This window comes from Pseudomonas sp. GW823-FHT01D03 (assembly GCF_058798255.1).
This window is the reverse complement of sequence record NZ_JBXAKK010000001.1, coordinates 4,353,367-4,378,240: the sequence shown is the minus strand read 5'-3', so window position 1 is coordinate 4,378,240 and position 24,874 is coordinate 4,353,367. Positions and strand designations below refer to the sequence as shown.

Here is a 24,874-nt window from a genome sequence, read left to right as displayed (position 1 = left end):
CGCGGCCTGGCCGTAACTGTCCCTGTGTTGCGTCTGACGGCGGGCCTAGAATGACCGCTCTTGTCAGCAGGCATTGAGGTTCGCATGCACATTTCATCCGGTCGCTGGGTTTACGGTCTGTTCCTGGCGCTGCTGACGGCGTTTTTGTGGGGCATTTTGCCGATCAAGCTGAAACAGGTATTGCAGGTGATGGACCCGATCACCGTGACCTGGTTTCGCCTGTTGGTGTCCGGCGGTTGTCTGTTCGTCTACCTCGCGGCCACCCGACGCCTGCCGAGCCGCAAGGTGCTCGGCCCCCGGGGCGGCTGGCTGGTGCTGATGGCGGTGCTCGGGCTGGTGGGCAACTACGTGCTGTACCTGATGGGCCTTAACCTGCTCAGCCCCGGCACCGCGCAACTGGTGGTGCAGATGGGGCCGATCATGTTGCTGATCGCCAGCCTGTTTGTGTTCAAGGAGCGCTTCAGCATCGGTCAGGGCATTGGCCTGGCGGTGCTGCTGATCGGTTTTGTGCTGTTCTTCAATCAGCGTCTGGCTGAACTGCTCACCTCATTGTCGGATTACACCGCCGGGGTGTTGCTGGTGCTGTTGGCCTCGACGGTCTGGACCTTCTACGCATTGGGGCAGAAGCAATTGCTCACGGTGTGGAATTCGTTGCAGGTGATGATGGTGATCTACCTGTTCTGCGCGCTGTTGCTGACGCCGTGGGTGCATCCGCTCGAAGCACTGGAACTGAGCCCGGTGCAGGGTTGGCTGTTGCTGGCGTGCTGCATGAACACATTGATTGCCTATGGCGCGTTTGCTGAAGCATTGGCGCACTGGGAAGCCTCGCGTGTAAGTGCGACGTTGGCGATCACGCCGTTGGTGACGTTTGGCGCGGTGGCGATTGCCGCCGGGGTGTGGCCGGAGTATGTGCATGCCGAGCAGATCAACGGGCTGGGTTATGGCGGGGCGGTGCTGGTGGTGCTGGGGTCGGCGCTGGTGGCGTTGGGGCCGTCGTTGATTGCCGGGCTGAAGGCGCGGCGGATGCGGATTGCAGCCAGTTAGACCGCGTTATCGTTCTTCGCGAGCAAGCCCGCTCCCACATGGGTACGGCGTACACCGATCCAAATGTGGGAGCGAGCTTGCTCGCGAAGGCGGCCTGTCAGGCGCTATAAATCTCAGCCCTTGGCGCCAGCCTCGATCATGTTTTCGGGCCGCACCCACGCATCGAACTCTTCATCGGTCAGATACCCCAGCTGCATCGCCGCCTCGCGCAAGGTCAGACCCTCGCCGTAAGCCTTCTTGGCGATTTCCGCCGACTTGTCGTAACCGATGTGCGGATTCAGCGCCGTCACCAGCATCAGCCCACGTTCCAGGTGCTGGGCCATGACCTGCGCGTCCGGCTCAAGGCCGGCAATGCAGTGCTGCTGGAAGTTGCTGCAACCGTCGGCAAGCAAGCGGATCGATTGCAGCAGGTTGTGGATGATCACCGGTTTGTACACGTTCAGTTGCAGGTGGCCCTGACTGGCGGCGATGCCGATGGTGACGTCGTTGCCCAACACCTGGCAGGCCAGCATCGACAGCGCTTCGCACTGGGTCGGGTTGACCTTGCCGGGCATGATCGAGCTGCCGGGTTCATTGGCCGGCAATTTGACTTCGGCAAAGCCTGCGCGAGGGCCGGAGCCGAGCAGGCGCAGATCGTTGGCGATTTTCATCAGCGCCACGGCGAGGGTCTTCAGGGCGCCGGACAGGCTGGTCAGCGGCTCGTGCCCGGCCAGTGCGGCAAACTTGTTCGGCGCGGTGACGAAGGGCAGGCCGGACAGGGCAGCGAGTTCGGCGGCAATCGCTTCGCCAAAGCCGTGCGGCGAATTCAGACCGGTGCCCACCGCGGTGCCGCCCTGCGCCAGCTCACACACCGCCGGCAGCGCGGCGCGGATCGCTCGTTCGGCGTAATCCAGCTGCGCTATGAAACCCGACAATTCCTGACCGAAGGTGATCGGCGTCGCGTCCATCATGTGCGTGCGCCCGGTCTTCACCAGTTTCATGTGGCGCGCGGCCAATTCGGCCAGGCCACCGGACAGCTCGGCGATCGCCGGCAGCAATTGCTCCTGCACGGCTTTGGCAGTGGCGATGCTCATGGCGGTAGGGAAGCAGTCGTTGGAGCTTTGCGAACGGTTGACGTGATCGTTGGGGTGCACCGGCGTCTTGCCGCCGCGCGGGTTGCCGGCCAGTTCGTTGGCGCGACCGGCGATCACTTCGTTGACGTTCATGTTGCTCTGGGTACCGCTGCCGGTCTGCCAGACCACCAGCGGAAACTGGTCGTCGTGCTGGCCGTCGAGGACTTCGTCGGCGGCTTGTTCGATCAGGCGGGCGATGTCGGCGGGCAGGTCGCCGTTGCGGTCGTTGACCCGGGCGGCGGCTTTCTTGATCAGGGCCAGGGCGTGCAGTACCGGCAGCGGCATGCGTTCCTGACCAATGGCGAAGTTGATCAGCGAGCGTTGCGTCTGAGCACCCCAGTAGGCGTCGTCCGGGACTTCGATCTGGCCCAGGCTGTCGGTTTCGATACGGCTCATCGTGCACACTCCTGTTGGTTCGTTTGCGCAGTTTAGGCCCGGTCAGGCCCAGGTGGTTCCCTCGAACCGATTGTTGACCGGTAAAACCCGGCCAATCAAGCACGGCAAGGGCCGGGGGTTGAGCCATAAGGTTTTTTAGGCGCAGAATGGTCGCCCTTGGGGTTTGACCTCGCCTAGCTGAAAAGGAAACTCGATGACTCGTCTTCGTGCCATCTGCACCGCGGTTGCACTGGTTTGCGCCAGCGGCCAGGTGCTTGCCGATACCGCCAGCCACAACGCCAGTGCTGAAGCTTTCCTGACCCTGGCGCACGCTGACAAGCTGGGCACTCCGGTGTACATGCAAGTGCAGCAAATGTTCGCTCAGCGCTTTGAACAGACCAAAGCCCCGGAATCCAAGAAAGCCGTACTGGAAACCTACCAGGCCAAGGCCAACGCCGCTCTGGACCAGGCCATCGGCTGGAACAAGCTCAAGCCTGACATGGTCAAGCTCTACACCAGCAACTTCAGCGAATCCGAGCTGAAAGATCTGGTCGCGTTCTACCAGTCGCCACTGGGCAAGAAAGTCCTGGAAAAAATGCCGCAGCTGACCCAGCAATCGGCCCAGATGACCCAAGGCAAGCTGGAAAGCGCCGTGCCTGTCGTCAACAAGCTGCTCGACGACATGACCAAAGAGCTGACCCCGGCAGCCCCTGCGGCCAAGAAGAAGTAAGCGGAGTTCGTGATGACCATGCAACAACGCATCGAATCGACGCTGGGCCTGCTGCAGCCTGAGCATCTGCAAGTGCTGGACGAAAGCCATATGCACAGTCGCGGGTTACAGACCCACTTCAAGGCAGTGGTGGTCAGCGCGCAGTTCGAAGGCCTGAACCGGGTCAAGCGCCACCAGAAAGTCTACGGCACGCTCGGCGAGCTGATGGGCGAGTTCCATGCGTTGGCGCTGCACACCTACACCCCGCAGGAATGGGCAGAAGTCGGCGCCGCCCCGGCGTCGCCGACCTGTGCCGGCGGTAGCAAACACTGAGGATTGCGAGGGCTGTTGTGGCGAGGGAGCTTGCTCCCGCTGGAGTGCGCAGCACTCCCAAAATGCGAGTTTTGCGACTGCTTCGCAGCCGAGCGGGAGCAAGCTCCCTCGCCACAGAGTTTTGACAGATCCTAAATCCACCGTGTTTTTGCTAGAATCCGCAACGCGCCGCTCACCCGGCGCGTTTTTTTTGAATCCGGTTCACCCTTTGCGAGGGTAGCCACCTGGAGAAATACCCATGACACAACCGATTGTCGTGGCGGCACTGTATAAGTTCGTCACCCTCGAAGATTACGTCAACCTGCGCGAGCCCCTGCTGCAAGCGATGGTCGACAACGGTATCAAAGGCACCCTGCTGATCGCCGAGGAAGGCATCAACGGCACCGTGTCCGGCAGCCGCGAAGGCATCGACGGCCTGCTCGCCTGGCTGAAGAACGACCCGCGCATGATCGACATCGACCACAAAGAGTCGTACTGCGACGAGCAGCCGTTCTACCGCACCAAGGTCAAACTGAAAAAAGAGATCGTCACCCTCGGCGTAGAAGGCGTGGACCCGAACAAAAAGGTCGGCACCTATGTCGACCCGCAGGACTGGAACGCGCTGATCAGCGATCCGGAAGTGCTGCTGATCGACACCCGCAACGACTACGAAGTAGCGATCGGCACCTTCGAAGGCGCCATCGATCCGAAAACCACCAGTTTTCGCGAATTCCCCGACTACATCAAAGAACACTTCGACCCGGCCGTACACAAGAAGGTCGCGATGTTCTGCACCGGCGGCATTCGCTGCGAGAAAGCCTCCAGCTACATGCTGGGTGAGGGTTTCGAAGAGGTTTACCACCTCAAGGGCGGCATCCTGAAGTACCTCGAAGAAGTGCCGCAGGAAGAAACAAAGTGGCAGGGCGACTGCTTCGTGTTCGACAACCGCGTGACCGTGCGTCACGACCTCAGCGAAGGCGACTACGATCAATGTCATGCCTGCCGCACACCGGTCAGCGTTGAAGATCGCGCCTCCGAGCACTACGTGGCTGGCATCAGTTGCCCGCATTGCTGGGACAAGCTGAGCGAGAAAACCCGCCGCAGCGCCATCGATCGGCAGAAGCAGATCGAACTGGCCAAGGCGCGCAACATGCCGCACCCGATCGGCTACAACTATAAACAAGCGTCCACCGAGGCCTGATCATGACTGCGCGCCTGCTCTATGTGATGGACCCGATGTGTTCCTGGTGCTGGGGGTTCGCTCCCGTCGCCAAGGCATTGGTCGAGCAGGCGCAGGCAGCCGGGGTAGAGTTGCATCTGGTGGTTGGCGGCTTGCGCACCGGCAGCGGTGCGGCGCTGGAGCCGACCACGCGGCGTTACATTCTTGAGCATTGGCAGGCGGTCACTGAGGCTACCGGCCAGCCGTTCAAGTTCGAGGGTGCGCTACCCGACGGTTTCGTCTATGACACTGAGCCGGCCTGCCGGGCAATTGTCACCGCGCGTAGTCTGGCGCCGGATTGCGCGTGGACACTGGTCGGCCTGATCCAGCAGGCGTTTTACGCTGAAGGCCGCGATGTCACCCAGGCCAGCGTGTTGGTCGAGCTGGCCGAGCAGGCCGGTGTGCCGCGTATCGAGTTTGCCGCGCTGTTCGATCATGCCGATCAGCACAAGGCGACTCAGGCTGATTTCAGCTGGGTGCAGGATCTGGGCATCGCCGGGTTCCCGACCTTGCTTGCCGAGCGTAACGGTCAACTGGCGCTGTTGACCAACGGCTATCAACCACTCAGTGAACTCTCACCATTGCTCGGCCGCTGGCTGGAGCGCGCAGCCTGTGCCTGACCGGGCCGATGACACGCCAGCCGTAAAGCGTGTCGACCGGCTGAGCTGGGCAGAAGTCCGGCGCCTGGCACTGCATCACAAAAAATCCCTGTGGATCGCCAACGGCGTGGCCGTGCTGGCGACGCTGTGCAGCGTGCCGATTCCGTTGCTGTTGCCCTTGCTGGTGGACGAAGTCCTGCTCGGCCATGGCGATGCCGCGCTGAAAGTCATGAACCACGTGCTGCCGTCGATGTGGCAACAAGCGGCGGGTTACATCGGCCTGATGCTGCTGGTCACTCTGACCCTGCGTTGCAGCGCCCTGTGTTTTGGCGTGTTGCAGGCGCGGCTGTTTGCCCGGCTGGCGAAAGACATCGTCTACCGCATTCGCGTGCGCCTGATCGAACGCCTCAAACGCATCTCCCTCGGCGAATACGAAAGCCTCGGCAGCGGCACCGTGACCACCCATCTGGTCACCGATCTGGACACTCTCGACAAGTTTGTCGGCGAAACCCTCAGCCGGTTTCTGGTGGCGATGCTGACGCTGGTCGGCACCGCGAGCATCCTGATGTGGATGCACTGGAAACTGGCGCTGCTGATCCTGCTGTTCAACCCGCTGGTGATCTACGCCACGGTGCAATTGGGCAAACGGGTCAAGCACCTGAAGAAGCTGGAGAACGACAGCACCTCACGTTTCACTCAGGCCTTGAGTGAAACCCTCGATGCGATCCAGGAAGTGCGCGCTGGCAACCGTCAGGGCTTCTTCCTCGGGCGCCTCGGATTGCGTGCGCAGGAAGTGCGCAATTACGCGGTCAACTCGCAGTGGAAGACCGATGCGTCGAACCGCGCCAGTGGTCTGCTGTTCCAGTTCGGCATCGACATTTTCCGCGCGGCGGCGATGCTCACGGTGCTGTTCTCCGACCTGTCGATCGGCCAGATGCTCGCGGTGTTCAGCTACCTGTGGTTCATGATCGGCCCGGTCGAACAACTGCTCAATCTGCAATACGCCTACTACGCGGCGGGTGGCGCACTGGCGCGGATCAACGAACTGCTGGCGCGGGCTGACGAGCCGCAATACCCGGGCGGCGTCGATCCGTTCAAGGGGCGGGAAACCGTGGGTATCGAGGTGCAGGGACTGAGCTTCGGTTACGGCGATGAATTGGTGGTGGATCAGATGAACCTGTCCATCGCCCCCGGTGAAAAAGTCGCGATTGTCGGCGCCAGTGGCGGCGGAAAAAGTACTCTGGTGCAGTTGCTGCTGGGGCTGTACACGCCGTCGGCCGGGACCATTCGTTTCGGCGGTTCGACCCAGCAGGAAATCGGTCTGGAGCTGATTCGTGAAAACGTCGCGGTGGTGCTGCAGCATCCGGCGCTGTTCAACGACACCGTCCGCGCCAATCTGACCATGGGCCGCACCCGCAGTGACGAAGCCTGCTGGCAGGCACTGGAAATCGCTCAGTTGGAGACGACCATCCGGGCGCTGCCGGACGGTCTCGACAGTATCGTCGGACGCTCCGGCGTGCGCCTGTCCGGTGGTCAGCGCCAGCGTCTGGCGATTGCACGGATGATCCTCGCCGAGCCGAAAGTGGTGATTCTCGACGAAGCCACTTCGGCCCTCGACGCTGCCACCGAATACAACCTGCATCAGGCCATGGCGCGCTTCCTCAATGGCCGCACCACGCTGATCATTGCCCATCGCCTGTCGGCGGTGAAGCAGGCGGATCGGGTGCTGGTGTTCGATGGCGGGCAAGTGGCCGAGGATGGCGACCACCAGCAACTGATCGCCGATGGCGGCCTCTACGCCAAACTCTACGGCCATCTGCAGCGCCTGTAATCAGCCCCAAAGCACCTGCAACGCCGCCTCGCCGCCGTCATGGCCGAACTGCTTCATCACCACCGAACAGGATTCGCACGGGCGCATGGTCGTGGCGATGTCGACCGAGCGAATTTCGGTCGGGTCGGGATATTTCTCGCGCAGCACGCTGATCAGTTTGCTTTCACTGTCCAGCGAGGTCGGCCGGCTGGTCTGCGTCGGCTGATAGGTTTTCAGCTCCTTGATGGTCAGCGGCACGGCCAGCAGTTGCCCTTGCTCGGTGACCTCTAGCGAGGTGCGCGGGAAGCTTGGGTTGTAGTCGATGTTTATGTAAGTGGTGTCGCCGATCCGCACGTGATCGGCGTTGATGCGGCTAAACAGCGGCAAGCACTGGGTGCTGCCCTGAGCGCCGGAGACACTGACGTAGACCTCCCGATTGCCGCTGGTCGTGGTGACTTCTGCATAGGCAATGTTGCGCGGATTGTGTGACTGCTGATGCGCGGGCAACCGTTTGTGCAGTTTCTGCATGGCACGGTTGATACGCAGGGGCGCGTTGGTGTTGGCCGGGTTGATCGTCGGTGACAGAAACAACGTGTCGAAAATCTCTGCGGTTTTCTGCCGGAAGAGCTCCGGCGCTTCGCTGCTGCGCGTCCAGGTGGTGGCGCCTTCGGGCAGGCGGGTGACGATCATCCGTGTCGAATTATCGAACATCAATGCTTCGCCCGGGCTGGTGTCGACCTTCAGCCATTTCATATTGTTTGCAGGCATGGCCGCGGTGCCGATGGGGATCGCGATCTGCTCCATGGTCTGCATCGCGCGCTGCACCGATTCGAGGCCATGGATGCGCACGATGTTGTTGGCGTGCAGCGAGCCGGTGTAGACGGTCAGCAGTTCTGCGCCGAGGGTGCCGTCGGCCAGTTCGGCGGGTGCCAGGCGCCTGAAGGTCAATTGATCGGGCGCTTTTTTACCCTTGGCGATGGTGGCCAGGTAGTACTCCTTGATGTTGATTCGGAAGAACACGTAGGAGGCCGAGTCGTCGATGGCCGGCATTAGCACCGCACCAACCTGATGTGAGTCATTGATCCCGTCATAGCTGCCGCCGGTTTTTATCCGCGCATAAATGCCTTTGCGAAACTGCAGCGTGGCTTGAATCTGCTGTCTTGGTACCAGCCTGCCTTGATGGAATCCAAGGAGTTGCAGATCGCCGGTGAACAGCCTCGGGCGGTTATCGATGATTTGATAAAGCCTGGCATCGACCGCCAGGAACATTCCGTCTTGATGGGGCAGCATGGCGGGCTCCGAAACCCGCTCGCCGAACCATGGCGCGTAACCCTTTTCCTTGTCGATGGTGCCGACGGCGGGCGTCGGGGCGGGTTCTGCGGTGATGTAACTGACGCGGCAGTCGCCCGCGCCCGGTGCGCGGCGTATCCGGCACGGCAGCAGCGTCCAGTGCTGGCTGTCATCGAGCAGATCAACGCGGCGCAGCTCATCGCCGTCGAGTCGATAGGGCACATCATCGATCAATACCGTGGTGCGTCCGCCAGCCTCGGGGACAAGCTCGATGCGGGTGTTCGGCGCCAGTTCGATATCGATCTGATCGTCGGTTTTTTTCACGGTGCGGTAGTGCGAACGCCCCAGCGAAAAATCATGCTCGTGTGCGAGCAACTGCGGCCCATAAGGGCGCTCGGATAGTGGATCGAGCAAGTGATGCCGCGAGCCGCCGACGTTGCGCACCGGCACATCGTCAATCCCCCTGACCACGGCCAGATGATTGGCAGGGTTCAGCGCTTTCCAGCGCCCGGCATCCAGTGCCTGGGGCAGACTGTGCAGCAGGTCATAGTCAGCGCCTCTGCCGGCCAGCCTTTTCAGACGTGCAACCGCGCGGTGTTCCAAGTGCGCCACGGCCCGCACTGCGCCGATCGCACCTCGACCACCGAGCTTGAGCAAGGCAGGCGCAGCGTCCAGCGGATTGAAGTTTCTCAAGCTCGAAACCAGCAGGGTTTTCGACAGTTGCGCCATGCGTGGCAGGGCGACGCGAATCGCCATTTTCCCGGCCACGGCAGCGAGGCGAATGCTGCCGGCGACGAACTTGCCCAAGGGAATCGCGAACGAGACGATATCGAGGAGCAGGCCGAGTACGCCCAGTGCGTGTTTACCCGGACTGTCCGACTGCAGGTCTTCGAGACTGCCCCAGAACGGGACAAAGCCCTTGAGGGCATGAATCCAGTGCTTTTTGCTGTTGTCTTGCTCAAAGCCGGTTTTTCCCCAGGCTTCGCTGCGCAGCGCCTGCTCGTCGACATAGAACAACCGGGTCGCGATGAACGAGGCGATTTGCGCTGTGCGCGGCGAGCTGAAGGTCAGGTTCGGCGAGATGTCGTGATGAGCCTCCGGGATCATCGATACCGGGAGGGAGTCGCCCAGCGGTTCGAGGATGGCAATGCACTCGGCGTCGGGGGCGGGTATCGAACCGTCCCAGTGTGCTTTTCGATCGAATGGCAGGCGGCGGGCGACGATGCGGCTGATGCTCTGGCCCTTGGTCCGTCCACGTTTGGGCGGCAGGGGTGGCAATAACAGGCCGCCAACATGTGTGCCATTCAGATCCGGGCGTTTGCGAAGGATGCCGGCGCGAGGCAGGCATTCGTAGAATTGTGGCGGGCCCTGATACGTCGCCTGCAACACGAAGCCCATGCGAGCCCGGTACGGCAGGATGTTTTTCAGTGTTTCCAGATGAGATTCGATGTGCCGTGTCGGATCCCTGAGGCTGTGGATCCGCACGTCGCCGTGCTCCAGTGCCCGGCGGTCATCCCACGGCAGTGTGACCAGCAGCGACTTGATCAGGTATTCATAGGCTTTGCGGGTCGCGCTCAGATAGTCGTCGAACTGCTGGTCGAACAAGGCCTTGATATCGGGCAAGGTGCGGTTGCGCGGAAACCGGGAGAGGCGGCGGCCAGGTTGGTGGGTGTTGACGAAGCCGCTTTGCAGTTGGCCGTCTGCGTTCAGGCTGATCCATTCGCTGGCGCTGCGGCCATCGTCGCTGACGTACCAGCGTGTGTCGCTGCTCAGCCCGCCGGCGGCATAGACCTCCAGCAACGGCCAGGTCGGCAATGGCACATCCGGGGTGTCGATAATGCTGCGTCGGCTACGGTTGGGCGCTGAAGGATGGTGGCGTTTGAGGCGAATCGTCGTGTGATCGTACAGCTCGTTGGCCAGCGCCTTGTCCAGTTGCTGTTTTGCCAGGGCGAGTCGCCGGGGCGGCTCGATGTCCAGCTGGAGGATCGCCGCGTTCAATTTTTTCTTGTGATCTTCCAGCGCTAGCAGGGCCGGGTGATCGTCGGATGTCTCGCTTGGTGCAGCCGGCGCTCCGGAGGCCAGTGTCCAGGTCTGTGCGGCAGGCACTCGGGTCATGGCGATCAGGGTTTGCAGGTCGGTGCTGGCGTTTTCGCTTTTGTGCAGCGGCAGATCGACCAGTTGCTGAAAGCTCAGATATTCCAGCAACTGTGGATCGAGTGCATGGGCGAGGTGCACGCCATGCACGAAATTGACCCAGACCACCGAGCTGGCGTACGGCAGGTCGTCAGGAATATCGCGCACTTGAAAATCCAGTCCGAACTGCGCCAGGCATACCCAGCCCAGCACATGTTTTTCGGTCGGGGTCGAGGTTCGGTGAGAGTCCTCCAGATGCTGTAAAAAGTCGCGGCGAATGGCGGCGTAGCTTGAGCCGTGGTGAGCGCGTTGTTCCAGCGCAAAACCGGCCACTTCGGTCGAGTTGCTGTCGCCGGGCAGTTCGTACCACAGGCACAACGCTTCAAGCAGTAAACGCAGGCGGATATCGGGGACGGTCGGCTCATCGGGCCGTGCGCCGTACCATTGCAGTTTTTGCAATATGCGCTGGCCAAGGGCACGCGCCTTCGGCGTGTCGAGCAGGCGTTCGAGGCAGGCGGCGGGCTGCTGTTCCAGTTGCTGGCGGGTGAAGGCCGGCGTTACTTCGCTGGCCAGGCTGTCGATGGCCGACAGGGTTTTGCCGGTAAGCCAGTCGCCAATCAGGTCATGAATCGCGGCTTTGTCATCGTCGCTCATCAGTACCGTCAGCGCCGGCTGGTGTCGCAGATTCAGTCGATGACTGGCGCGTTGTTCTTCGACCTTGCCGATCAGCCGGGTCAGTGCTGTGGCGTCCTGTACGTCGGCAAATGTGAACCCGGACTCACGCAGCAGTTGTGACAACGGCAGCAGCCTGTCGGAACGCAAGTGTGCGCCTATACTCAGCAACGCTCGCTGAAATTCTTGAATTGTGCTGGAGGCCCGGGTGACATCCTCGATGGCGTAGCGGGCGCAGCTGCCATCGGGACGGTTGAAGGAAAAGCTGCATTGACCGGCTGCGGCGTCGACTTGCAGCAGTGATCCTCTGGACGTTTGCAGGTACGCCGCCAATTGTGGTTCGGCGCTGTCTTCGAACAGGGCTTGCAGAAGTTTTTGCGCCAGGGCGTGTGCTGCACCCAGTCGCGAATGTGCCTGGGGCGCCAGGTAGTAGGTCTGCAGTGAGGTCGATGCGCTGAGCACGGCGCGCAGGGCAGAGATCATTGCGCGGTATTCGCTCTGTTGGGCAGTATGGCGTTGCAGCGTGGCGGAAGATGACTGCATGGAGAACGGCTCTGGAATGATTGAAAGCCGTCAGTGTCGAAGCATGGCGAACAGCGGGTGCGGTACATACGTATCGCCGGTTGAAAATGTCCTGGCTTGCTGGAAGGGGGCGCCCCCTGGTCTGGCTCTGGCGGTCTCCCCTTGAAGATGACAGTGCGTGCGCAAAGGACCTCATGAAGCAAAAAAGGACTCTCGGAACGCCACGGTTGTTGGGCATCGTCTGGCCATTTATTGCCGTCGTGTTATTTCAGGCTTTACTGGGGGGCGTGAGTCTTTACGTCCTGTCGGCCGTTCGCGGCTATGTCGCCGGCGAGAGTCTCTGGTCCAAGGGCCAGAAGGACGCCATCTATTACCTGAACCTGTATGCCGACAACCGCGACGAGGCGATCTTCCTCAAATACAGGGAAGCGATTGCCGTGCCTCAGGGCGGTCACCAGTTGCGTCTGGCGCTGGATCGTCAGCCACCGGATCTGCAGGCGGCACGGGAGGGGATCCTCAAGGGTGGCAACCATCCCGATGATGTGTCGAGCCTGATCTGGCTGTACCTCAATTTCCGTCATTTCAGCTATCTGGAAACCGCGATCGACCGCTGGACCATCGGCGACGCCTATCTGGTGCAACTGGACAATGTTGCGCGCGAGATGCATCAGGGCATCAGCGAAAACATCGCGACGCCGGCTGACATTCAACGCTGGAAAGCGCAGATCTTTGCCATCAATGACGGTGTGACGCCGGCGGCCAAGGCGTTCAGCGATGCCTTGGGCGAAGGTTCGCGGATGATCCTGCGCCTGCTGCTGTTCACCAACCTGGCCACGGCGCTGGGGTTGATCGTGCTGGCCCTGTTGCGCACCCACAAACTGCTCAAGCAGCGACATGCCTTTGCCCAGGCGCTGCAGTTGGAGAAGGATCGGGCGCACATCACCCTGCAATCGATTGGCGACGGGGTGATCACCACCGACGTCAACGGCGCGATCGATTACATGAACCCTGCGGCGGAGGCCATGACGCACTGGAAGTCCGAGCACGCGGCGGGGTTGCCATTGGCAGCGCTGTTCAATCTGCTCGATGACAATGCGCAGACCGAAGGGCTGACGCTGATCGAGCATATTCTCAGCGGGCAACTGATCGGCGGCAGCGAGCACTCCAAACTGATTCAGCGTCTGGATGGCAGTACGGTCTCGGTGACGCTGGTGGGCGCGCCGATCCGCAACGCCGAGAAGGTTATCGGTACGGTGCTGGTGCTGCATGACATGACTCAGGAACGGCAATACATCGCCAATCTGTCGTGGCAGGCGACCCACGATGCCCTGACCGGTCTGGCCAACCGCCGCGAGTTCGAATATCGCCTGGAGCAGGCCCTGCACAATCTGACGCGCCAGCCCGCTCGGCATGCGCTGATGTTCCTCGATCTGGACCAGTTCAAACTGGTCAACGACACTTGCGGTCACGCCGCTGGCGATGAGTTGCTGCGGCACATCTGCACGCTGTTGCAATCGGGCTTGCGCGAGAGCGACACCTTGGCCCGGCTGGGCGGTGACGAGTTCGGCATTCTGCTGGAGAACTGCGCCCCGGATGCCGCCGAGAAAATCGCCGAGAGCCTGCGCCAGACCGTGCAGAACCTGCACTTCGTGTGGAAGGGGCGGCCGTTTTTGACCACTGTGAGCATCGGCCTGGTGCACATCGCCCAGACCCCGACCACCCTCGAAGCCTCATTGCGCGCCGCCGACATGGCTTGCTACATGGCCAAGGAAAAGGGCCGCAACCGGGTCCAGGTCTATCATGCCGACGATTCCGAACTGTCGCTGCGCTTCGGCGAAATGGCCTGGGTGCAGCGCCTGCACATGGCGCTGGAGGAAAACCGCTTCTGCCTCTATGCCCAGGAAATTGCTCCGCTGGGCGCTACAGCCCATGGCGGGGGGCACATCGAAATACTCTTGCGTCTGCATGACGAAGCCGGACGGATGATCCTGCCGGACAGTTTCATTCCGGCGGCCGAACGTTATGGCCTGATGAGTCAACTGGATCGTTGGGTCGTCGAGAATGTTTTTAAAGTGATTGCCCAATGTATTGCCGAACAACATGAAGGTCCGTTGGCAATGTGTGCGATTAATCTTTCAGGCATTACTATCGGAGATGACGCGTTCTTGCACTTTCTGCGTGAACAGTTTGTTAATTACGCTATACCCCCTGAAATGATTTGTTTTGAAATTACTGAAACCAGCGCCATTGCCAATCTTGGCAGTGCAATTCGATTTATTAATGAACTCAAAGGCTTAGGTTGTTACTTCTCACTTGATGACTTTTGTGCCGGAATGTCTTCATTCGCTTATCTGAAACATTTGCCTGTAGACTTCCTGAAGATCGACGGGAGTTTCGTAAAGGATATGCTGGACGACCCGATTAACCGCGCTATGGTCGAGGTGATCAATCACATCGGGCATGTCATGGGTAAGCAGACAATTGCCGAGTTTGTTGAAACAACCCAGATCGAGCAGGCATTGCTTGAAATCGGGGTGGATTACGCTCAGGGTTATGTCATCGAACGCCCGCAGTTGTTTACCTGCGACAGTTTGCAAAGTCGGCCCGCCAGACCGCAGCCGCTGTTATTCAAGGCGCCTGGCACGTTCCGTTGAAGTCTCTTGCCGATCCTTACAATCACAAATCAAAAGGAGCCGAACAGTGATCGACACATTCAACCGAACCGGACCACTCATGGAAGCTGCAAGTTATCCTGCCTGGGCACAACAGCTCATTGCAGATTGCAGCGAGAGCAAGCGCCGGGTTGTCGAACATGAACTGTACCTGCGCATGCGCGATAACAAGCTCAGCGCCAAAACCATGCGCCAGTACTTGATCGGGGGCTGGCCGGTAGTTGAACAGTTTGCGTTGTATATGGCGCAGAACCTGACCAAGACCAAGTTCGCCCGCCATCCTGGGGAGGACATGGCGCGCCGCTGGCTGATGCGCAACATCCGCGTTGAACTCAATCATGCCGACTACTGGCTGAACTGGAGTCGCGCGCATGGCGTCAGCTTGGAGGATCTGCAGGCCCAGCAAGTACCGCCGGAACTGCATGCGCTGAGTCACTGGTGCTGGCATACGAGTTCGGCGGATTCGCTGATCGTCGCCATCGCTGCGACCAACTACGCCATTGAGGGTGCGACCGGGGAGTGGTCAGCGCTGGTCTGCTCCACTGGCGTGTACGCGGCGGCGTTCCCGGAAGAGGAACGCAAGCGCGCGATGAAGTGGCTGAAGATGCATGCCCAGTATGACGATGCCCACCCCTGGGAAGCGCTGGAAATCATCTGCACGCTGGCGGGCATGAATCCGAGCAAAGCGTTGCAGACCGAACTGCGTCAGGCGGTGTGCAAGAGCTACGACTACATGTATCTGTTTCTGGAGCGCTGCATGCAACTGGAAACCGCCGAGCGTGTGTTGCACGGGCGTGAACGCCGGGCACTTGTAGAGAGCTGATTCAGGGCGGTACGCAAGACCGAATGTGGGAGCGGGCTTGCTCGCGAAGGCGGTGTGTCAGTCTGCAATTGTTTGACTGGCACACCGCTTTCGCGAGCAAGCCCGCTCCCACAGTGGTTTGTGGTTGTCTGGAAGGACTCAGCCAGCCATCGCCAACCGATTACGCCCTTCGCGTTTGGCCACATACAGCGCACTGTCGGCCCGACGCAGCAGGCTGTCAGCCGATTCCCCCGGCAACAGCGTCGAACAGCCAAGGCTGACAGTCAGGTCGATCAATTGACCGTCCGCGAAGTATTCCGCAGTCTGCGCGGCATGGCGCAGGCGTTCGCCGACCATCGCCGCTGCTTCCCGGCCGGTGTTGCACAGCAAGATCAGAAACTCTTCCCCGCCATAACGAAACACCATGTCGACATTGCGCAGCTGGCCCTTGATTGACGCTGCCACCGCTTTGAGTACGTCATCCCCGGCGCTGTGGCCGTGGCTGTCGTTGACCCGCTTGAAGTGGTCGATGTCGAGCATCAGCACCGACAACGGTTGCAGGTGCCGGCGCGACATGTCGATCTCGCGTTGCAGGGTCTGCTCCATGGCGATCCGGTTGCCGGTTCCGGTCAACGGGTCGCGCAGCGCACTTTGCGTTGCGGCGCGGTAGAGCAGGGCATTGCGCATCGGAAACAGCAGCGACGACAACAGCGATTCGAGGTTGCCCTGATCCTGCTCGCTGAAGCGCTGGTTGCGGCGAAAGACCAGTTCGCCCAAGTGCTCGCCTTCGTGGCTGAGGCTGTAGCTGACCGAATGGTGACCGCGGGCGCCGAATTCCAGGCGCAGGTCGCTGGCCGAATGAACGTAGCTCAAGGCATCCAGCGGCACCAGACGCTGAACTTCGCGGAAAAACAGACCGAGGATTCGTTGCGGCTCAAGACTGGTTTGCAGTTGCAGGCTCATTTGCTGACGCAATTGCGCCAGGCTGGCCGGGCGTACCAGAAGCGGAGGCAGCTGACCAAAGCCCAGGCGTTGCAATTTGGCACTGTCAAAGTCAATTGCATTGGTCTGGGAGGGTGATTTCATATGGCGTGAGCCCCTAAGCAGTAAGTCTGTCTTACAGGCTGGGTGAGAGCGGCTATGGGCTGCGCGTCATACTGATCCATCAGTCCCGTAGGACATTTGGCGTAAGTTTAGTCTGCCTGATGACGATTAGTCAGCTATCGAAATCGGTCTGGCCCCAGTGCCTTCACACGGCATGCTTTGAGGAAAATTAGAGCGAAAGTCGTGCCATTCGGTTCAGGTTTATTAAAGCCTTTAGAAATCAACAGGATGGCGTTTTGCTTTGAGGGTGGGTGGCGGATATTTGACTGAAGTGTGACGGTGGGAAGCGGCAATTGTGTGCCGCGACGGTAATCCGCCACGGCAACAAAAGCGACGTATGGCAGTTATTGCGCGTTGAAGGCCTGGCCATTGATGCCCGTGCTGTCCGGGCCCATCAGGTACAGGTACACCGGCATGATCTCTTCCGGGGTCGGATTGTTCAGCGGGTTTTCCCCCGGATAGGCCTGTGCTCGCATGCTGGTACGCGTGCCGCCCGGGTTGATGCTGTTGGAGCGAACCGGTGCTACGCCGTCGACTTCATCGGCCAGGGTTTGCATCAGGCCTTCGGTGGCGAACTTCGATACGCCATAGGCGCCCCAGTAGGCCCGGCCCTTGCGCCCGACGCTGCTGGAAGTGAACACCACCGAGGCATCCTGCGACAACTTGAGCAGCGGCAGCAGGGTGCTGGTCAGCATGAACATGGCGTTGACGTTGACTTGCATGACACGCATGAAGTTTTCGCCCGACAGCTGTTCGATCGGCGTGCGCGGCCCGATGATCGAGGCGTTGTGCAGCAGGCCGTCGAGGTGGCCGAACTCGGTTTCGATCATCGCCGCCAGCTCATCGTATTGATGGGGCAGGGCGGTCTCGAGGTTGAACGGGATCACTGCCGGTTGTGGATGCCCCGCCGCTTCGATCTCGTCGTAGACCTGGGTCAGATTGGCTTCGGTCTTGCCCAGCAACAGTACCGTGGCGCCATGGGCGGCGTAGGTTTTCGCGGCAGCCGCACCGATGCCACGACCGGCACCGGTGACCAGAATGACCCGATCCTTGAGCAATTCGGGACGGGCGGTGTAATCAAACATAAAAACCTCACAATCCATTCATGAAGACCTGCTTCCCTGTGGTGAGGGGATTTATCCCCGACCGGCTGCGAAGCAGTCGTAAACCTGCATATCGAATCGACCTGAAAGATTGCGGGGGCTGCTTCGCAACCCATCGGGGATAAATCCCCTCGCCACAAAGGCCGTTTTCAGCAGCTGCACAGCGCGCTGTCGAGCACCTTGCGCAATTCCAGTGGATGATCCACCACCACGTCCGCGCCCCAGTGCCGGGGGTTGTCGTCCGGGTGGATGTAGCCATAGGTCACGGCACAGGTTTTGGTGCCGGCATCGCGGCCCGACTCGATATCGCGCAGATCATCGCCTACAAACAAAACCGTCGACGGATCCAGATCAAGCATCTTGCACGCGAGGATCAGCGGCTCCGGATCCGGTTTGCTGTTTTTCACGTGATCCGGGCAGATCAGCAGCGCCGAGCGCTCGGCCAGCCCCAGTTGCTGCATGATCGGCTCGGCAAACCGTACCGGCTTGTTGGTGACCACACCCCAGATCAGGTTGGCCTTTTCGATATCGGCCAACAGTTCGCCCATGCCGTCGAAGAGCTTGCTGTGCACCGCGCATCCAGCCAGATAGCGCTCGAGGAATTCCTGACGCAGCTCCTCGAAGCCCGGCGATTCCGGGTCAATCGAGAACGTCACGGCGACCATGGCTTTCGCGCCGCCGGAGATTTCGTCGCGGATGTGCTTGTCGTTCATCGGCGGCAAGCCGCGATCCGCGCGCATCGCCTGACAGATGGCGATGAAGTCCGGCGCGGTGTCGAGCAGGGTGCCGTCCATGTCGAAAAGGACTGCTCTGATGGCCATCGGCTTACTCCTCGCGCAGGGTCTGGATCATGTAGTTGACGTCAACGTCGTTGGCCAGCTTGTAGTGCTTGGTCAGCGGGTTGTAGGTCAGGCCGATGATGTCCTTGACGGTCAGGCCGGCGATGCGGCTCCAGGCGCCCAGCTCGGACGGGCGGATGAATTTCTTGAAGTCGTGGGTGCCGCGAGGCAGCAGCTTCATGATGTATTCGGCGCCGATAATGGCGAACAGGTAAGCCTTCGGATTGCGGTTGATGGTCGAGAAGAACACCTGGCCGCCCGGCTTGACCATGCGGTAGCAGGCACGGATCACCGACGACGGGTCCGGTACGTGCTCAAGCATTTCCAGGCAGGTGACGACGTCGAACTGCTCGGGCATTTCTTCAGCCAGGGCTTCGGCGGTGATCTGCCGGTATTCGACGCTGACCCCGGACTCCAGCTGATGCAGTTGCGCGACCGCCAGTGGCGCTTCGCCCATGTCGATGCCCATGACAGTGGCGCCGCGCTGGGCCATGGCTTCGCTGAGGATGCCGCCGCCGCAGCCGACATCGAGGACTTTCTTGCCGGCCAGATTGACCCGTTCGTCAATCCAGTTCACCCGCAGCGGGTTGATATCGTGCAAGGGTTTGAATTCGCTTTCACGGTCCCACCAGCGATGGGCCAGGGCTTCGAATTTGGCGATTTCGGCGTGGTCGACGTTGCTCATGATCTATTCCTCGAAAAACTTGAAAAGGGATGTAGCCGCGGAGTCTGCTCCGCGGTGTTTACGATTCGGTGTGGCCGCTGATGCGCTGGCCCCAGGCCCGGGCGGTGGCGCCCAGCTGTTGTTCGTCCAGACGGGTCAGACGGCGGTCGTCGAGTAACTGTTTGCCGGCGACCCACAGGTGTTTCACGCAGTCGCGGCCGGTGGCATAAATAAGCTGCGACACCGGGTCATAGACCGGTTGCTGGGCCAGGCCGGACAGGTCGAAAGCGACGATGTCCGCAGCCTTGCCTATTTCCAGCGAGCCGACCTGCCCCTCGATGCCCAGAGCCCGTGCGCCATTGAGCGTGGCCATACGCAGCGCGCGATGGGCGTCCAGCGCGGTGGCCGAGCCGGCGACGGCTTTGGCCAGCAGCGCGGCAGTGCGGGTTTCGCCGAGCAGGTCGAGGTCGTTGTTGCTCGCTGCGCCATCGGTGCCGATGGCAACGTTCACGCCAGCCTGCCACAGACGCTCCACCGGGCAGAAACCGCTGGCCAGCTTCAGGTTCGATTCCGGGCAGTGGATCACGCTGGTGTTGCTTTCTACCAGCAATGCCAGATCGTCATCGCTGATCTGGGTCATGTGCACCGCCTGGAAGCGCGGGCCGAGCAGGCCGAGACGACCGAGGCGGGCCAGTGGCCGCTCGCCGCGATGCTCCAGCGATTGCTGGACTTCGAAGGCGGTCTCGTGGACATGCATGTGAATCGACGCGTCCAGCTCTTCGGCGATCACGCGGATTTTTTCCAGGTTCTCGTCGCCCACGGTGTAGGGTGCATGCGGGCCGAAGGTGATCTTGATCCGTTCGTGATGCTTCAGATCGCCGAACAGCTCGACGCCCTGACGAATGGCCTCATCGGCACTGGCGGCGCCAGGAATCGGGAAATCGAGGATCGGAATCGCGATCTGGGCGCGAATGCCGCTGTTGTGCACGCGCTCGCTGGCGACTTTGGGGAAAAAGTACATGTCCGAGAAACAGCTGATGCCGCCCTTGATCTGCTCGGCAATCGCCAGATCAGTGCCATCACGGACGAACTCTTCATCGACCCATTTGGCTTCGGCCGGCCAGATGTGGTTTTCCAGCCAGGTCATCAGCGGCAGATCGTCGGCCAGGCCACGGAACAGGGTCATCGCCGCGTGCCCGTGAGCGTTGATCAGGCCTGGGGCGAGCAGTACGTCCGGCAATTCGCGGACTTCAGTGGCGTTACACTTCAATGCTTCGGCGCGCGGGCCGATAAACACGATGCGACCGTCGCGAATGCCCAGGCCATGCTCCTTGAGCACAACGCCTGCGGGTTCGACGGGTACCAGCCAGGTCGGCAGCAATAATAAGTCGAGCGCAATGGCAGGTTTCGGCATCGAGGGTCGGTTCCAGTGCTTTTGTAAAGGATGGCGAAGTATACCCGAGCGTCTTCGCGGGGGGATCGCTATAATCGGCGGCTTTTGTTCATGAGTGCGGGGTGAGGGATGCGCGATCGACTGTTGGCTGCGGAGAAAGTAAAGGCCATCGATTGGCGAGATGGCGCGCTCCACCTGCTGGATCAGCGTATTTTGCCGTTCGAGGAAACCTGGATTGCCTACACCAGCGCGGCCGGTGTAGCTGAGGCGATTCGTTCGATGGTAGTGCGTGGCGCACCGGCGATCGGCATCAGCGCGGCCTATGGCATTGTGCTGGCGGCCCGCGCCCGCGTGGCCGAAGGCGGCGACTGGTACGCGGCGCTGGAAGAGGATTTCGCCCTGCTGGCCGACTCGCGGCCGACAGCGGTCAACCTGTTCTGGGCGCTGAATCGCATGCACGATAGGCTCGATCGCCTGAAGGACAATGCCGATCCGCTGGTGGCGCTGGAAGCTGAAGCCATCGCGATTCATGAGAGCGACCGCGAAGCCAACCTGACCATGGCCCAGCTCGGCGTCGATCTGATCCGCAAGCATCAGGGTAATGCCCAGGCAATCCTGACTCACTGCAACACCGGCGCTTTGGCGACCGGTGGTTTCGGTACGGCGCTGGGGGTGATTCGTGCGGCGTATCTGGAAGGCATGGTCGAGCGGGTTTACGCAGATGAAACCCGGCCGTGGCTGCAGGGCTCACGCCTGACGGCCTGGGAGCTGGCGAACGAAGGCATCCCGGTGACGCTCAATGCCGATTCGGCTGCTGCACACATCATGAAGACCAAAGGCGTGACCTGGGTGATCGTCGGCGCTGACCGCATCACCGCCAATGGCGACGTGGCGAACAAGATCGGCACCTATCAACTGGCGGTCAATGCCATGCACCACGGCGTGCGTTTCATGGTGGTGGCGCCGAGTTCGACCATCGACATGCATCTGGCCAGTGGCGACGACATTCCGATCGAGGAACGTGACGGCGCCGAGCTGCTGGAAGTCGGTGGCAAGCGCGTGGGCGCGGACGTCGAGGCGTTCAATCCGGTGTTCGACGTGACGCCGGCGGATCTGATTGACGCGATCGTCACTGAAAAGGGCATCGTCGAGCGGCCGGATACGGCGAAAATGGCCCAGTTGATGTGCCGCAAGCGCCTGCATTGATTGGCTTTGGCGTCTGTAAGGACGCCATCGCGAGCAGGCTCACTCCTACAATGTTTTGTGTCGAACGCAAACCCTGTAGGAGCGAGCTGCTCGCGATGAGGTCATCAAAGTCAATAAACATCGCAAAACTTGACCTCAAAACTGCATTAAAAGAAGCTCTGAGCCTCTCTCGTCCCCTTTACGCCTGTCATCGGTCAACTAACTATGCTCCATGCGCATCTGGGGGATAGGTGCGTGGCGGCTCTTGTGATAACATCCGGCGTTTTCCGAGGCAGCTTCACGGAGCTGTCTTTACTGCGCAAATCCACGGTTCGATTTGTTGATTTGTCGTAAGTCGGCGCATGGCACTCAGCCTGCCCCGACGAGCTTCGTTCATCCCATATGGACATGACGAAGTTTCACCAGAAAAAGGAATCAGGCTTCTCATGGGCGAACTGGCCAAAGAAATCCTCCCGGTCAATATCGAAGACGAGCTGAAACAGTCCTACCTCGACTACGCGATGAGCGTAATCGTCGGCCGTGCACTGCCGGATGCGCGCGATGGCCTCAAGCCCGTGCACCGTCGCGTACTGTTCGCGATGAGCGAGCTGGGCAACGACTTCAACAAGCCGTACAAGAAATCTGCCCGTGTTGTCGGTGACGTGATCGGTAAGTATCACCCGCACGGTGATACCGCGGTGTACGACACCATCGTCCGCATGGCTCAGCCTTTCTCCCTGCGCTACCTGCTGGTTGACGGTCAGGGCAACTTCGGTTCGGTGGACGGCGACAACGCCGCGGCCATGCGATACACCGAAGTGCGCATGACCAAGCTGGCGCACGAGCTGCTGGCTGACCTGCATAAAGAAACCGTGGACTGGGTGCCGAACTACGACGGCACCGAAATGATCCCGGCGGTGATGCCGACGCGCATCCCCAACCTGCTGGTCAACGGTTCCAGCGGTATCGCCGTGGGCATGGCGACCAACATTCCGCCGCACAACCTCGGTGAAGTCATCGACGGTTGCCTGGCGCTCATCGACAATCCCGAGCTGACCGTCGATGAGCTGATGCAATACATTCCCGGTCCGGACTTCCCGACGGCCGCGATCATCAACGGTCGTGCCGGCATCATCGAAGCCTACCGCACCGGTCGCGGCCGCATTTACATGCGTGCCCGCTCGATCATCGAAGACATCGACAAGGTCGGTGGCCGTCAGCAGATCGTCATTACCGAACTCCCTTACCAGCTGAACAAGGCGCGTCTGATCGAGAAGATCGCCGAGCTGGTCAAAGAGAAGAAGCTTGAAGGCATCACCGAACTGCGCGACGAGTCCGACAAGGACGGTATGCGCGTCGTGATCGAACTGCGTCGCGGCGAAGTGCCTGAGGTGATCCTCAACAACCTCTACGCCCAGACCCAGCTGCAATCGGTATTCGGCATCAACATCGTTGCGCTGATCGATGGCCGTCCGCGGATTCTGAACCTCAAGGATCTGCTGGAAGCCTTCGTCCGTCACCGTCGCGAAGTGGTTACCCGCCGTACCGTGTTCGAGCTGCGCAAGGCCCGCGAGCGTGGTCACATCCTCGAAGGTCAGGCCGTTGCCCTGTCGAACATCGACCCGGTGATCGCTCTGATCAAGGCGTCGCCGACTCCGTCGGAAGCGAAAGAAGCACTGGTCAGCACCCCTTGGGAATCCAGCGCCGTAGTCGCGATGGTTGAACGTGCCGGTGCCGATTCGTGCCGTCCGGAAAACCTTGATCCGCAATACGGTCTGCGTGAAGGCAAGTACTTCCTGTCGCCAGAGCAGGCGCAAGCCATTCTGGAACTGCGTCTGCACCGTCTGACCGGTCTGGAGCACGAGAAGCTGCTGGCGGAGTATCAAGAGATCCTCAACCAGATCGGCGAGCTGATCCGCATCCTCAACAGCGCCGTGCGCCTGATGGAAGTGATCCGCGAAGAGCTGGAAGTGATCCGCGCCGAATACGGCGATGTGCGTCGCACCGAGATTCTCGATGCGCGTCTCGACCTGACCCTGGGCGACATGATCCCGGAAGAAGAGCGCGTCGTGACCATCTCCCACGGTGGCTACGCCAAGACTCAGCCGCTGGCTGCGTACCAGGCACAGCGTCGTGGCGGCAAAGGCAAATCGGCGACCGGCGTCAAGGATGAGGACTATATCGCTCACCTGCTGGTGGCCAACAGTCACACCACGCTGCTGCTGTTCTCCAGCAAGGGCAAGGTGTACTGGCTGAAGACTTACGAAATTCCGGAAGCGTCCCGCGCCGCCCGTGGTCGTCCGCTGGTCAACCTGCTGCCGCTGGATGACGGTGAATACATCACCACCATGCTGCCGGTCGAGGAATACACCGAAGGTCACTACATCTTCATGGCGACCGCCAACGGCACCGTGAAGAAAACCCCGCTGGAATCCTTCAGCCGTCAGCGCAGCGTCGGTCTGATCGCGCTGGAGCTGGACGAAGGCGACGTGCTGATCTCCGCGGCCATCACCGATGGCGAGCGCGAAGTGATGCTGTTCTCCGACGGCGGCAAGGTCACGCGCTTCAAAGAGTCCGACGTGCGTGCCATGGGCCGTACTGCCCGCGGTGTGCGCGGCATGCGTCTGCCGGAAGGGCAGAAGCTGATTTCGATGCTGATCCCGGAAGAAGGCAGCCAGATCCTCACCGCTTCCGAGCGTGGTTATGGCAAGCGCACCGCGATCACCGAGTTCCCTGAGTACAAGCGTGGCGGCCAGGGCGTGATCGCCATGGTCAGCAACGAGCGTAACGGCCGTCTGGTCGGTGCGGTTCAGGTGCTCGACGGCGAAGAAATCATGCTGATCTCCGATCAGGGCACCTTGGTACGTACCCGTGTCGACGAAGTGTCGAGCCTGGGCCGTAACACCCAGGGCGTGACCCTGATCAAACTGGCCAAGGATGAAACCCTGGTCGGTCTGGAGCGGGTTCAGGAGCCGTCGGAAGTCGAAGGCGAAGAGCTTGAAGGTGAAGAGGGTGCCGGGTTCGAGGGGGATGTCGTGAACGACGACGTTGCCGAGGACCAGCAACTCGACGCCGCAGCTGACGAAGAGCCGCAGGAATAAGCGGACAAGCGAGGGGGCGGATGAAAATTCGCCCCCTTGTTATTTGTCCGGTATGAAATTTCGACACCCATGAAGATCCAGTGTGGGAGCGGGCTTGCTCGCGAAGAGGGACTGACATTCAATGACGATGTCGCCAGTCCAGCCGCTTTCGCGAGCAAGCCCGCTCCCACATTCGATTCGTGTCGGCTGATGATGTAATGCGTGATACCACCAA

17 protein-coding genes are annotated in these 24,874 nt (G+C 60.7%); 10 read left to right on the top strand and 7 right to left on the bottom strand.

Translation table 11 applies throughout. The features are described from left to right. Window positions 1-84 precede the first annotated feature (84 nt). On the top strand, window positions 85-1,044 hold the full coding sequence (locus AC1RBR_RS19185) for a DMT family transporter (protein ID WP_492566143.1): 960 nt from the start codon (window positions 85-87) through the stop codon (window positions 1,042-1,044). A gap of 113 nt (window positions 1,045-1,157) precedes the next feature. Here AC1RBR_RS19185 and AC1RBR_RS19180 read toward each other — a convergent pair whose 3' ends face one another. Continuing rightward, a complete protein-coding gene (locus AC1RBR_RS19180) occupies window positions 1,158-2,552 on the bottom strand; it encodes a class II fumarate hydratase (RefSeq protein ID WP_492566141.1) in 1,395 nt (464 codons plus the stop codon). A gap of 193 nt (window positions 2,553-2,745) precedes the next feature. Between AC1RBR_RS19180 and AC1RBR_RS19175 the strand changes: the two genes are divergently transcribed. The 5 genes from AC1RBR_RS19175 to AC1RBR_RS19155 all read left to right on the top strand — a co-directional run bounded on the left by AC1RBR_RS19175 (window position 2,746) and on the right by AC1RBR_RS19155 (window position 7,201). Beyond that, on the top strand, window positions 2,746-3,261 hold the full coding sequence (locus tag AC1RBR_RS19175; protein ID WP_047598727.1) for a DUF2059 domain-containing protein: 516 nt from the start codon (window positions 2,746-2,748) through the stop codon (window positions 3,259-3,261). A 12-nt stretch (window positions 3,262-3,273) separates the two neighbouring features. Continuing rightward, window positions 3,274-3,573, top strand: a complete 300-nt coding sequence (locus AC1RBR_RS19170; protein ID WP_003226935.1) for a BolA family protein — start codon at window positions 3,274-3,276, stop codon at window positions 3,571-3,573. Between the two features lie 238 nt (window positions 3,574-3,811). Further along, window positions 3,812-4,753, top strand: coding sequence for an oxygen-dependent tRNA uridine(34) hydroxylase TrhO (trhO, locus tag AC1RBR_RS19165; protein WP_492566139.1), 942 nt, complete (start codon window positions 3,812-3,814; stop codon window positions 4,751-4,753). A 35-nt stretch (window positions 4,754-4,788) separates the two neighbouring features. Next, complete coding sequence (locus AC1RBR_RS19160; RefSeq protein ID WP_178083274.1) at window positions 4,789-5,391, top strand: DsbA family protein; 603 nt, start codon at window positions 4,789-4,791, stop codon at window positions 5,389-5,391. Beyond that, the gene (locus AC1RBR_RS19155) at window positions 5,384-7,201 is read left to right on the top strand and encodes an ABC transporter ATP-binding protein (RefSeq protein ID WP_492566138.1); all 1,818 of its coding nucleotides are present in this window, start codon (window positions 5,384-5,386) and stop codon (window positions 7,199-7,201) included. Before AC1RBR_RS19160 ends, AC1RBR_RS19155 begins: the two co-directional genes overlap by 8 nt. Here AC1RBR_RS19155 and AC1RBR_RS19150 read toward each other — a convergent pair whose 3' ends face one another. Continuing rightward, window positions 7,202-11,818 carry a hypothetical protein gene (locus AC1RBR_RS19150; protein WP_492566136.1) on the bottom strand — a complete coding sequence of 1,539 codons (4,617 nt, stop codon included), beginning with the start codon at window positions 11,816-11,818 and terminating at the stop codon, window positions 7,202-7,204. Window positions 11,819-11,991: 173 nt separating this feature from the next. Here AC1RBR_RS19150 and AC1RBR_RS19145 point away from each other — a divergent pair, with 173 nt between their 5' ends. Both AC1RBR_RS19145 and AC1RBR_RS19140 read left to right on the top strand, forming a co-directional pair. Next, window positions 11,992-14,451, top strand: coding sequence for an EAL domain-containing protein (locus AC1RBR_RS19145; protein ID WP_492566134.1), 2,460 nt, complete (start codon window positions 11,992-11,994; stop codon window positions 14,449-14,451). Between the two features lie 79 nt (window positions 14,452-14,530). Further along, window positions 14,531-15,292, top strand: coding sequence for an iron-containing redox enzyme family protein (locus AC1RBR_RS19140; RefSeq protein ID WP_492566132.1), 762 nt, complete (start codon window positions 14,531-14,533; stop codon window positions 15,290-15,292). Window positions 15,293-15,430: 138 nt separating this feature from the next. Here the strand turns inward: AC1RBR_RS19140 and AC1RBR_RS19135 are convergent, their stop codons facing one another. The 5 genes from AC1RBR_RS19135 to AC1RBR_RS19115 all read right to left on the bottom strand — a co-directional run bounded on the left by AC1RBR_RS19135 (window position 15,431) and on the right by AC1RBR_RS19115 (window position 20,395). Beyond that, window positions 15,431-16,357: a GGDEF domain-containing protein gene (locus AC1RBR_RS19135; protein ID WP_492566131.1), complete on the bottom strand. Its 927-nt coding sequence runs from the start codon at window positions 16,355-16,357 to the stop codon at window positions 15,431-15,433. 362 nt (window positions 16,358-16,719) lie between these two features. Further along, window positions 16,720-17,460, bottom strand: coding sequence for a YciK family oxidoreductase (locus AC1RBR_RS19130; protein ID WP_003226924.1), 741 nt, complete (start codon window positions 17,458-17,460; stop codon window positions 16,720-16,722). A 167-nt stretch (window positions 17,461-17,627) separates the two neighbouring features. Next, window positions 17,628-18,299 carry an N-acetylmuramic acid 6-phosphate phosphatase MupP gene (mupP, locus tag AC1RBR_RS19125; protein ID WP_492566128.1) on the bottom strand — a complete coding sequence of 224 codons (672 nt, stop codon included), beginning with the start codon at window positions 18,297-18,299 and terminating at the stop codon, window positions 17,628-17,630. Between the two features lie 4 nt (window positions 18,300-18,303). Next, window positions 18,304-19,002 carry a bifunctional 2-polyprenyl-6-hydroxyphenol methylase/3-demethylubiquinol 3-O-methyltransferase UbiG gene (gene ubiG / locus AC1RBR_RS19120; protein ID WP_047598712.1) on the bottom strand — a complete coding sequence of 233 codons (699 nt, stop codon included), beginning with the start codon at window positions 19,000-19,002 and terminating at the stop codon, window positions 18,304-18,306. Between the two features lie 58 nt (window positions 19,003-19,060). Then, a complete protein-coding gene (locus AC1RBR_RS19115; RefSeq protein WP_492566126.1) occupies window positions 19,061-20,395 on the bottom strand; it encodes a TRZ/ATZ family hydrolase in 1,335 nt (444 codons plus the stop codon). Window positions 20,396-20,503: 108 nt separating this feature from the next. On the opposite strand from AC1RBR_RS19115, the gene mtnA reads away from it, so the two are divergent. After that, the gene (gene mtnA, locus AC1RBR_RS19110) at window positions 20,504-21,580 is read left to right on the top strand and encodes an S-methyl-5-thioribose-1-phosphate isomerase (protein WP_096794920.1); all 1,077 of its coding nucleotides are present in this window, start codon (window positions 20,504-20,506) and stop codon (window positions 21,578-21,580) included. A 425-nt stretch (window positions 21,581-22,005) separates the two neighbouring features. After that, window positions 22,006-24,660, top strand: coding sequence for a DNA gyrase subunit A (gene gyrA, locus AC1RBR_RS19105; RefSeq protein ID WP_115989181.1), 2,655 nt, complete (start codon window positions 22,006-22,008; stop codon window positions 24,658-24,660). Window positions 24,661-24,874 lie beyond the last annotated feature (214 nt).